At 58.3% G+C, this 10,472-nt stretch carries 12 protein-coding genes; all 12 read left to right on the forward strand.

Annotated elements, in window-relative coordinates; translation table 11 throughout:
- Positions 1-143: 143 nt before the first annotated feature.
- The gene (locus tag C6571_RS18845) at positions 144-1,004 is read left to right on the forward strand and encodes a hypothetical protein (RefSeq protein ID WP_146139389.1); all 861 of its coding nucleotides are present in this window, start codon (positions 144-146) and stop codon (positions 1,002-1,004) included.
- Positions 1,005-1,064: 60 nt separating this feature from the next.
- Positions 1,065-2,237 carry a vWA domain-containing protein gene (locus C6571_RS18850; RefSeq protein WP_106448431.1) on the forward strand — a complete coding sequence of 391 codons (1,173 nt, stop codon included), beginning with the start codon at positions 1,065-1,067 and terminating at the stop codon, positions 2,235-2,237.
- Between the two features lie 198 nt (positions 2,238-2,435).
- Complete coding sequence (locus C6571_RS18855) at positions 2,436-2,780, forward strand: hypothetical protein (RefSeq protein ID WP_245901600.1); 345 nt, start codon at positions 2,436-2,438, stop codon at positions 2,778-2,780.
- A gap of 303 nt (positions 2,781-3,083) precedes the next feature.
- Positions 3,084-4,493, forward strand: coding sequence for a DNA cytosine methyltransferase (locus C6571_RS18860; protein ID WP_106448432.1), 1,410 nt, complete (start codon positions 3,084-3,086; stop codon positions 4,491-4,493).
- A gap of 75 nt (positions 4,494-4,568) precedes the next feature.
- Entirely contained in the window at positions 4,569-4,847 is a 279-nt protein-coding gene (locus tag C6571_RS18865; protein ID WP_146139390.1) for a hypothetical protein, read from the forward strand.
- A gap of 11 nt (positions 4,848-4,858) precedes the next feature.
- Positions 4,859-5,083 (forward strand): hypothetical protein, encoded by a 225-nt coding sequence (locus C6571_RS18870; protein WP_106448434.1) that lies wholly within the window; start codon positions 4,859-4,861, stop codon positions 5,081-5,083.
- Positions 5,084-5,492: 409 nt separating this feature from the next.
- Entirely contained in the window at positions 5,493-6,533 is a 1,041-nt protein-coding gene (locus C6571_RS18875; RefSeq protein ID WP_146139391.1) for a hypothetical protein, read from the forward strand.
- An 86-nt stretch (positions 6,534-6,619) separates the two neighbouring features.
- Positions 6,620-6,919 (forward strand): hypothetical protein, encoded by a 300-nt coding sequence (locus C6571_RS18880; protein ID WP_106448436.1) that lies wholly within the window; start codon positions 6,620-6,622, stop codon positions 6,917-6,919.
- Position 6,920: 1 nt separating this feature from the next.
- Positions 6,921-7,328 (forward strand): hypothetical protein, encoded by a 408-nt coding sequence (locus C6571_RS19640; RefSeq protein ID WP_146139392.1) that lies wholly within the window; start codon positions 6,921-6,923, stop codon positions 7,326-7,328.
- Positions 7,329-7,573: 245 nt separating this feature from the next.
- A complete protein-coding gene (locus tag C6571_RS18890; protein WP_106448438.1) occupies positions 7,574-8,509 on the forward strand; it encodes a ParB/RepB/Spo0J family partition protein in 936 nt (311 codons plus the stop codon).
- 558 nt (positions 8,510-9,067) lie between these two features.
- Entirely contained in the window at positions 9,068-9,448 is a 381-nt protein-coding gene (locus tag C6571_RS18900; protein WP_013516265.1) for a hypothetical protein, read from the forward strand.
- Between the two features lie 271 nt (positions 9,449-9,719).
- Positions 9,720-10,403, forward strand: coding sequence for a hypothetical protein (locus tag C6571_RS18905; protein ID WP_013516266.1), 684 nt, complete (start codon positions 9,720-9,722; stop codon positions 10,401-10,403).
- Positions 10,404-10,472: the final 69 nt, after the last annotated feature.

Here is a 10,472-nt window from a genome sequence, read left to right on the forward strand (position 1 = left end):
ACGGGGTAATCCCTTCTGTTCAATGTTCCTGGCTCGGGGAACTCAAACAACCGGCAACAAAGCTCGCAAGAGCAATGCACTTCAACCCTCGCGGGGCCATCCTCCGCAAGGGGGTGAGCTCCGCTTTTTTTCTGGAGATCACCATGAATCAACAAACCAATCTGCACAACAAGGCAATGCTCGTGGGCCTGGCCATTCGTGGCTGGCAGGCTCGCAAATACGACAAGAAAATCAGCCTCGAAGTGGTGGAAAAACACTCCGCATCGAGTGACGCAGGGCGCTTCAACAAGCACCTGCTCCCTGGCGCCGCCGAGTCCTACGAAGCGGTGCACAAGAAGGGACGCGAGTTGCGCGCCTTCTACTACGAACAGACCCTTCCCTGGAGCAAGGATGGTCAGCGCATTCTCCCGACATCGAACTACGAGCAGTTCGCCGAGGGCGTGCGCAAGTTGCGCAACCAGTACGACTTGGAAACCGACGCCTTCCTGCGGGACTACCCTCGCTTGAAAGACGACGCACGGGTTTTGCTGGGCAGCATGTTCAATGAAATGGACTACCCGCTCACATCGGAAATGGCCTTCAAGTTCGGAATCGATTTGGAGATCCTGCCGTTCCCGCTGGCGGAAGACTTCCGGGTCAACCTCGCGGACTCGGAGATCACCCGAATCCGCAAGGACATCGAGCAACGCATGCAGCGCGAGATGGAGCAAGCCAACAAGGATCTTTGGAACCGCCTGCGCAACGCCGTGGACAACATGGTGCTGCGTCTGAGCAAGCCTGACGGCAAGTTCCATGACACCTTGGTCGGCAACATCAATGACCTGATCGACCTCATACCTCGCCTGAATGTGACCGACGACAAGCAGCTCGAAGACATTCGTGCGAAGTGCAAGGCCGCGCTCACCGTCCACAGCCCGCAGCAACTGCGGGACGATTCCATTATTCGGGGTCGCGTCGCAGCGCAAGCGGCCGAGATCTCGACACTGATGGATGCCTACATGTAACCCCCTGGGGCCACTCCCCGCTTGGGGCGTGGCCTCACTTCAACAGCAAGGAGATCACACATGATGCAAGCTGTATCAGCAGCACGCAGGGCACTGGTTCTCGACCAGCCCTTCTTCGGGGTTCTTTCCTTGAAGCTTGAGCTGGTTGAGGACAAGTCCAACACCAAAACGCTAAAGACGGACGGCAAACGGCTCTGGTTCAACCCCGAGTACGTGGCCACGCTGAGCAAGCACGAGCTCAAGGGCGTTATCGCCCACGAGGTTTTGCACTGCGGGAACGGGCATACCTGGAGACGCGAGCACCGTGATCCGAAAGGATGGAACGAGGCCGCCGATCTGGCCATCAACCCGATCGTTCTCGATGCTGGCATGGTGCTACCGAAAGGTGCACTCGACGGGACGCCCTACAAAGGCAAGAGCCCTGAAGAGATCTATGCCATCAGGCAGAAAGAGCGCCAGAGTCAGCCACAGGAGCAACAACAAAACAGCAATAGCCAAGGCAACGGTCAAGGTAATCCGGGAAGCAATTCCTCGGGGGGCCAAGACGATGCTCAGGACAATGGCTGTGGCGAGGTTGTGGACAGCGATGAGTCTGACACGCATGAGCTCAAAGCCGACTGGTCTGCCTCGGTACTTCAAGCTGCCAAGCAGGCTCAAGCCATGGGCAACTTGCCGGCAGGCATGGCGCGGTTGCTGAATGAAATCAAGAACCCGCCTCAAGACTGGCGCGCCATCCTCAGGCGATTTATCCAAGAGAACGCGACCGACGATTACTCATGGAAGACGCCCAATGCACGCTACCTGTCTCTTGGCCTCTACATGCCATCGCTTCGGTCCGAATCCATGCCTCCCATGGTGGTGGCAGTGGACACTTCGGGGAGTGTCAGCGACCTGATGGTGAGCCAGTTCACCAACGAGATCAACGCCATCGTGGATGAAGTGCAGCCTCAGGCTGTGCATGTCATCTATTGCGATGCGAAGATCCAAGGGGTGGACGTGTTCGAGAAGGGCGAGCCCATCACCATCGTGCCCAAAGGGTTCGGTGGCACGGACTTCCGGCCCGTTTTTAAGTGGATCGAAGAGCAGGACCTAACGCCCTCATGCCTCGTGTACCTCACGGACATGGCGGGGCGGTTCCCTGCTGTTGAACCCGACTATCCCGTGCTCTGGGGAGACACCAATGGTGACTATCCGGCGCCTTGGGGAGAGACGGTTCGAGTTCGATGCCAGTAAAGTGAACTCCTCCGCCCCACCAGGGGCGGGGGTTTTCCCAAGCGTATCGCGGGTGCGCTTAGGAAAACCGATTCCTGTCCTGGTGCGTAATGCATCGGATCTGAAGCGGCAGCTTGGCCGCGTCCTCCCGGACGAATCAGCAATCCACGGGCGCAAGCCTTTTAAACCCTGACGGGCGTCTGCTGCCCGTTGGGCCAGATGCTCGTCGTTTCTTCCTGGAGAACGATGATGCAGAACAGTATTGACGAGTCGGAGCTACCGCACGCAGTCATCCGCTTCAAACGCGATGTTTCCTTCCCTCGCTTCAGCATGGCCAAGGGCGAGCGGTGGGGGTTCGTCGTGTATCGCAAATGGGCGGATCGGCTCAACCAGATCAAGCACGGTGAACGCTTCGAGTTTGCAGGCGGGCAGTGCCTCTCTCAAGACGTAGATGTCGTCTTTGAGGGCGGCTGCGGCCGGGAGTACAGCATCGCGATGGGCTACATCCCTCCGATGCCACAGGAAGCACACAATGACTCGATGGGCAGGGGGCTGCATGAATAACCTTCGCGTCCTCGCCAGTGAAAAGCGGCAACGCTTTTTGGGGCACCTTCGGGCAACGGACGTGCTCCCGCCATTTCACCTTGTCAGGGTGGCACAGGAAGAGGGCTACAGCGTGCTCATGCGTGCTGCAGCTCTACGCAATCTCACTGCCTGCGCACCTATCGAGGTCACCAAAGGCCGTCCGTACGCTGAGCGACGGCGCCTGGTCAGAGCCCATTTCGGGATCTGAAGGCCACTTCACACAACCCATGCGGGGACGCACCCCGCAAGGGGTGTGCCTTCGCTCTTTCCAAAGGAGTCATCATGAAGGCATACGAAACGACGAAGATAGGCACGAACCGCGGCTGCCCGAGACTGTGGCTGCAAGGCCGCAAGCCGCGCGCGGCAGGGTTCCTGCCTGGCCAGCGCTTCAACGCCCGCAAGGACGAAGAGCGTGGCATGCTGGTACTGGAGCTCTCTGACATCGGTTCGCGAGTGGTCTCGCGCAAGGTCAAGGGGGACACGCAAGAGCCCATCATCGACATCAATTCGATGGAGGTGCTTTCAGTTCTCTCTGGCCATGAAGTCGTCCGCGTGATCGTGCAGGCCCGGCGAATCATCGTCATGCCGCTGGCCAGCGAGATTGCGAAAAGCGATCGTCTGGGCCGCCTGCAGCACAAGCTGCAAACGGGCGAACCCCTGGCGGTCGGCTCGATCTCGCACGGCGGCGGAGTGCTCTCGCATGCACTGCACGCGGGGTTACAGGACGCCGGCGTCGCAACTCACTTGGCGTTCGCCAATGACATCAGGCCAGAGCTGCTGGAGCAAGCAGGGGAGCACAACAGCGCATGGAGCGAGAGCACCATCGCCGTTGCAGCGCCCATGCAGGAACTGGCATTCGACGCCTGGGCCATGTCTCAGCTTCCTAAAGTCGAGATCATGGAAGCTGGCATACCCTGCAGCGGCGCATCCGTCGCTGGGCGTGCCAAGCGCGGCCTGCAACACCCTGAAGCTCACCCGGAAGTGGGGCATCTGGTGGTGGCGTTTCTCGCCATCATCGCCAAGGTGCAACCGGCCGTGGTGCTTCTGGAAAACGTCAAGCCGTACATGGCCACGGCGTCCATGAGCATTCTGCGGAACCAACTGCGTGATCTCGGATACCGGGTCCATGAGGAAGTCTTGCAGGCTTCCGACTGGAATGCGCTGGAGCACCGGGAGCGCATGTGCATGGTGGCAGTCACAGAAGGCATGTCGTTCGACTTTTCAGCGCTGCAAAGGCCTGAGAAGCATGAACGGAGAATCGCCGGAGTGCTCGATGCCGTGCCCGAGGACGCGGATTGCTGGAGCGAAATGCAAGGCCTCAAAACCAAGCAGGAGCGCGACCAGGAGGCCGGCAAGGGCTTTGCCATGCAGATCATCACCGGCAGCGACATTCGTTGCCCGACGATCACCAAAGGCTACAGCAAGGTTCGCTCTACGGATCCGAAGCTTCGCCATCCCACGAATCCCAATTTGCTTCGCCAGTTCACACCTGGGGAGCATGCAAGGATCAAGGGGGTGCCGGAGCAACTGGTTCAGGGCCTCTCGGCCACATTGGCGCACGAGCTGCTGGGCCAGTCGATTTGTTACGAGCCTTTCCGGGCCGTGGCAATGGTGCTCGGCAAGATGCTCAAAGCCACCCACGCGGCGCAGTCGGTGCAAACCGAATCACCGCTACTTCAACTTGTCGGCTGAAGCCGGCAAATTTCACCACCCATGCGGGGCCTTTCCCGCAAGGGGCGGGCTCCGCGTTTTTTCATGGAGTTCAAAATGGATGAATTCGTTCAGCTAGTGCGCAAGTGCGCAGAGCAGGGGGAGGCGCTTGGTCGAATGATGGCGAGCGCCGGCACGGTGGAACCGATGTACCTGTACTTCAGGCCGTCTGAACCAGGCAAGCCTGGCGCGCTTTTCCTGGTGCGTGACAGTGCCCCGGTTTCACCCGGACTGCAGCTCGCCACCGGCGAAGGGCTGCGCTGCAACGTGCCGTACGACAACTACTTTCAGTGGGTGTACGACCGCTCCAAACGCTTGCCAGTTCTGGCCTTCTGAAGGAGAGCCAAATGACGAATCAACCCGTTCAACCGGGGCACATCCGCCTCGTCAAGCTGAAAGTGGAAGGACGGCTGCAAGTCGGCGATCAGGTCGAGACATCAAGGCTCGGCGTGTGCACCGTACTCAGCATTCAATCTGCAGACAGCATCATCGTGACAACCTCCAGCAAGCAGTGTTTCAACCTGTCTGGACTGGGGTTCAGGGCACGCGTGGTTCAAGCCACAACGGCCTGAGCCGACAAACATCTTCTCAACCCACCGGGGTCACTCCCGGTTGGGAGTGCGCCCGGACTCAAGGACAACCATGCGCACGAAAATCAAAGCCATCTGGAGTTCGCCCGAATGCCGGGTGGACATCCTCACCATCGCAGCAGGCATCATCGGCCTCGCGGTGAATATCAACTACTATTTCGGTTGAAAATGGGCGGCCTTGCACTTGTGCAGGGCTCTTCCCGAAGCCGCTCGCCACTGGTAGCATGCGGCTTCGGAAAGAATTCCACCAACCTGCGTAATGCAGACGGTAGATCGGTAGCTGGCCGCGCTCTTCGGAGCCAAACAGCAATCTTGAGCGCAAGCTCTTCAACAACCCCAGGGGTCTCTATCCCCGCTGGGGATGGTGGCTCCATTTTTTATGGAGAAATTCATGGGAGCCACCATCATTACCGACAAGCTCGTCGCCGCCACAAAGGGCGCGGATGGCAAGCTGTACTACTTCCTCTACGAGGAAACGTACGAAAAGAACGTGTACCCCCACACCCCTCATTGGGGCTGTTGGTACATCGGGACGATCGAAGGCGCTTTGAGGCGAATCTTTCTGGCCGCTGGATCCTGCGAGAGCGGGATGCTTCGCAGCAGGAGAGGCGACATCAAACCCGAGAACTTCGTCAAGGATTGGTACAAGGAATTGGCCAACCCGGTCCTCCTTTCATTACCGAACCTGAAAATGAAGATGCACGGGGGCTTCGACGCCACCGTGCCCACTGAAAAACAGGAGTTTGTCGTGGCCGCTTTCAAGCGTCATGGCCACCCTGATCTCGCCCAACAGCTTCTGTCGGGCGGGGTGCTTTCGCTGTCCTTCAGCGAACACGCCGCAATGCTCAGCGAAATCTACAACGGGAATGACCTGGGGCCTTGGCGCCTTGTGAGAGGCACACCGCATTCGGCCGAGAGGACCGCGGAATACGGCTACAAGCCGAAGCCTGTGCGGCACATTGATTTGCCGAAGCCGCCGAGCATCATGCGAGTCCCGAATGGCAAATTTTTGGTGGCCGACGAACAGGGAGCCTGGCGCAATCGCGGCGAGAAATGGGAGATCCTGCAGGACTTCATCACTTCATGCTGGCGTACCGAGCTTGCTGAACCTGGAAGCTACAAGGTACGCATTGAGGCCCTCCGTGAGGCTCTGGATGTTGCACCTCCGATGCCACCTGGGATGAGCGTTGCTGTGGATGAGCGCGTCGAACTGGACGGCTACTTGAAAAGCACGGTCGAGGGGCTTCGGTACCTTGGGACCCCGACTAGCACGGGCTACACCATCGACGTGGGTGCTGATGTGTTGCAGGACTCAAACCTGCTCTGGCGCATCTGCCACCTGCCTCGTGTTTGCACATCCTGGGAAATCGGGAAGTGCGTCGATGAGGCTGCTGATGACTTCGCAAGCAGGCAGATGGACATGTTCGTCTGACAGGCTGCGAGGCTTGAACTTCAATTTTTAACCCGAACGGGTACCGGCCCGTTGGGCTGGTCTCGTTCATTTTCTTGGAGAGACCTATGAGTAAGCAGATAAGCGCAAAAGAACTGGCAGAAATCGTCACGAAACTGCTGACCAAAGACAGCGGCGAACTTGATGATTCCGCCATATTTTCGAGCTTCATGACCGAAATAGCTAACGTGATCTGCAATCACTGCGGCGGCGAGGTCAAGAACCCGGCATCGCCACTCGATGAAGTGTGGTACGTCGGCATTCATGGCAACGACAGCCTTCCCGATGCATTCGGTGGGATTTGGAGGGAGTACGACCCGGATGGAGAACTAACAAACAAGAGTGATCTACTGGACCCGGAGGCCTGACATGTATCCAACACGAGTAATTGTGCAGGCATCAGCCCTTCGAGTCGGCGACGTTCTGTGCTTCGCTAACCCGAAGAATGAAATTGAAATCGAGTCGATCACCCACCGTGAGGTAGATGGTCGGATCGGCTTCCATGCAAATGACGACACGTGGGTGAATCACTATTACCCGAAAGATCGTGTCACTGTCGTGAATCGCATGGGGCTGGTTAAAAAGGCCGGTGCATGTCGATACGGCCCTGGTGGTGCACTGGTGACGGACGAGCCTCTTGAAGGTTTCGATCTTGCACCTCTGCCGGATGACGCTGCTGTGTTTTACGGCGGCAAATACCTGATCGCCGAGTCGATGAGCTACAGAACCGCTCAAAAAATTGCTGAGCTACTTGGGCTCGTGATGTACCAAGGATAGCGCAAAGACCGCGAGGTCGATGCACACCAGAACCCCTCCAGCCCTTGTGCTGGAGTGGTTTCCCAGAGCGTCCAGAAAGGGGCGCTGCGGGAAACCAGCATTTGACGCAGGCGGGGTAATCCCTTCTGTTCAATGTTCCTGGCTCGGGGAACTCAAACAACCGGCAACAAAGCTCGCAGAAATCATTTCAACAACTGCTCAGGCCAGCGGTATCGCTGTCCCGTGCAAATTCCAAAGGAAAAATCATGACCGAAAAAATTCACGGGTCTTTCAAGGCCCTGGCCGGCAACTCTCAAGAGACCGGTGTCAAGAAGACGGACCTCTATAAGGTCCCACCCGCAAAATTGATGGAAGAGCCTGGCTTCAACGAACGGGACTACAACGACCCGGACGTTCAAGCCCAGATCGAGGCGTTCGCGCAAGCCTATGCGGCGGGTCGCTACGTGCCGCCGCTCGCGGTTCGCATCGATTCGGCCACCGGGGACATCATCCTTGTTGATGGCCACCAGCGTCGCCGCGGTGCGTTGCTTGCCATCGAACGTGGCGCCACGATCACGCATCTGGAATGTCTTCCCTTCAGGGGGAACGACGCCGATCGCGTGGTTTGCATGCTCACCAGCTCCGAGGGGCTGAAGCTCAAACCCGTTGGCATTGCTCGCGGGTATTTGCGGCTTCTGCGCATGGGCCTGGATGTTTCCGAGATCGCGCGCAGTGTTGCCAAGACGGCTCAGCACGTAGAGTCGATGTTGGTGCTGGCCGAGGCCAACACTGACGTTCAGGCTCTCGTGAACCAAGGTGCAGTCTCTGCGACCATGGCCATTGAAGTCGTGCGCAAGCACGGTGACAAGGCCGGTGAGATCCTGGGCGCAAAACTCAAGGAAGCCAACGCCCGAGGCCAGACCAAGGTCAAGCCTTCGGCGATCAAGGAATGGGCACCTCCGCGGGCTCTGGCCACGAAGCTCTACCACTCGGTCGGATCCGCTCTCGGGCAGATCACGCAATCCAGCGAAGTGCAGCAATTGCTCGCCGATCTGGAGGCCAACGGTAGTGACGCGGCGGCGGGGAAGACCGTACCCGTGAACGCCGCCGCTCTCATCGAGCTGATGCGTCTCTTCAAAGAAACCGAGGAGGCTCGGACCAAGAAGAGCGAACCCAAGAAAGACGAGCAGCCGGAAGATTGAACCATCAACCCTTAGAGGGCGCATGCCCTCTTGGGTTGGCGCCTTTCTTCATTGAAAGGAACAGGAATGCTCAGACAGCGCATGCGCGGTGCTCTCGGCGATTTCAAAGATGCGTTGGCGCGGCCGACACTGAAGCAGAAGGAGGCCTACGGGCGTCTGGCTCATACCCTCTGTGTGGCCTGCTGCGTGGGAGCGATCACTGTCCTCTTTGGGGCAGCGTTCTCATTCTGGACCACCCTCTTGTACGTATGCTCCCTGATGATTTGGGGTCTGGTACTATTCGTCGCAGGGGCAATCCTCAGCAAAGGAGAATGAGATGACTGCAGCCTTTCTCATCCTGGGAAGCCTGATTTGTGCAGGCTTCGTGTATTTGGCTACGCGGGAAACCGGGCCTTCCAAAACTGAAGACAAGGCACACACCGCCTGAAAAGCGCCCATCTCGGAACGCTCACATCATCCCGTGAATCGACTGCGCTCGATCGCGGGATTTTTTATTCACCCTGACGGGCACCTGTTGCCCTCCGGGCCAGTGTCCGTCTCTTTCGCAGGAGAACGGAAATGTCGAATCTCACCCTGGAATCGGTGCCCGCTTACGAGCGCATGCTGCCCGAGCCCCTGACACGACTGAGGCTGGCCGAGGAGTTCTACAACGAGCTATCGGACAGCGTTGAAGTGCTCTCAGATATTGTTGAGCAGCATGGCGCGCGCACGCTCTCAGACCTATTCCACTTGCACGCAGCCATCATGAGCAATGGCTTCATTGATGCCTGGCCGGATTCCGCTGTGCTTGATGTTGTCTCGCTGTTGCCCTCGGCCGAGCGCTGGCTTGCCTATGCCAGTGTTTACGATGAATGCGGAGAGATAAAAAGATCCATTTTTAGCAAGATGCAGGCTCAAATACCGGACGAACAGAACGTGGAGTCGCAGTATCTAAGCTGAAACCACGCTGCCGATGAGCCCCGAAGGCTCGTTGTCGGTGACAAAGCGAACGCCCTGCTCCCCTCGGGGTTGCAGGGCTTTCCAAAGCCCCTGGAAAACCGGGCGCTTCGGAAAGCATTCACGCCCATCAGCCTAGTGCAGATGGTTTGAAACGGTAGCTTGGCCGTGCCCTTCGAGGCAAATCAGCATTTCTGCTCCCGCGAGCATTCCACCACCCTGACGGGCTCTTGTCCGTTTGGGCGAGGCCTGTCATTTTTCAAAAAGGCAGACCATGAACCATCATTTGGATTCCATTGACCAAGAGATGCTCCGCATCTCAATTGAGATGCGCGACACACTGGAAGGCCCCCGCATGGGGGACTTCGTTCTGTTCCCCAATGGGGAGCTTGAGCGCTTCAGCTACGACTGGGGAAACGACATCCAGACCTCGCCTGGTGGTTCGTTCTTCCTGGGCAAAGCGGGTCACGCGTCCTTGAGTTGCGGCGGCCTCCACCCGCCCGTGTCCAAACAATCGCTCGAAATCACCTCGGCGGCACTGCCCGGAGCCTTCTGGTTTTTCCATCATGGAACTGCCGGGGCAGGGCGGGGCGTCGAGTGCGAAGCACCCTGCCGGGTGTACAAGTCCAGTGCGGCCTACCAAGGCTACCTGGGCAAGGACTTCCGCTCCGCCGTGAACGATCGCCTCAAGGCGTTGCTGCATGCGCAATTCGAGCCATCCGAGAGCAACCAGTGCGTGGTGAACGCGTCAGCGTTCCACTCCATGCTCGGCCACGTTGCTGATGGCACTCGCGTCAAATTCCAATCTGGTGATGAACTCACCGTGCGAAGCGCAATTCGCGGTTGGAAGCTGGTGGACGAGAAAAGCGGGAAGTGCATGGGCCCCTTTGATGGGGCCATGGAGCTGACTGCTGCGATTGTTCGTCACGACGCAGCAAGCGCGTGCGTAGCCGCTTGATCTGATTCGCGCAACCTTTTAACCACCCCTGATGGGCCTCGCCCTGAAGGGTGAGCCCATCTTCTTTCA

Origin of the sequence: Simplicispira suum (genome assembly GCF_003008595.1) — a bacterium.
Classification (GTDB): Bacteria; Pseudomonadota; Gammaproteobacteria; order Burkholderiales; family Burkholderiaceae_C; genus Simplicispira; species Simplicispira suum.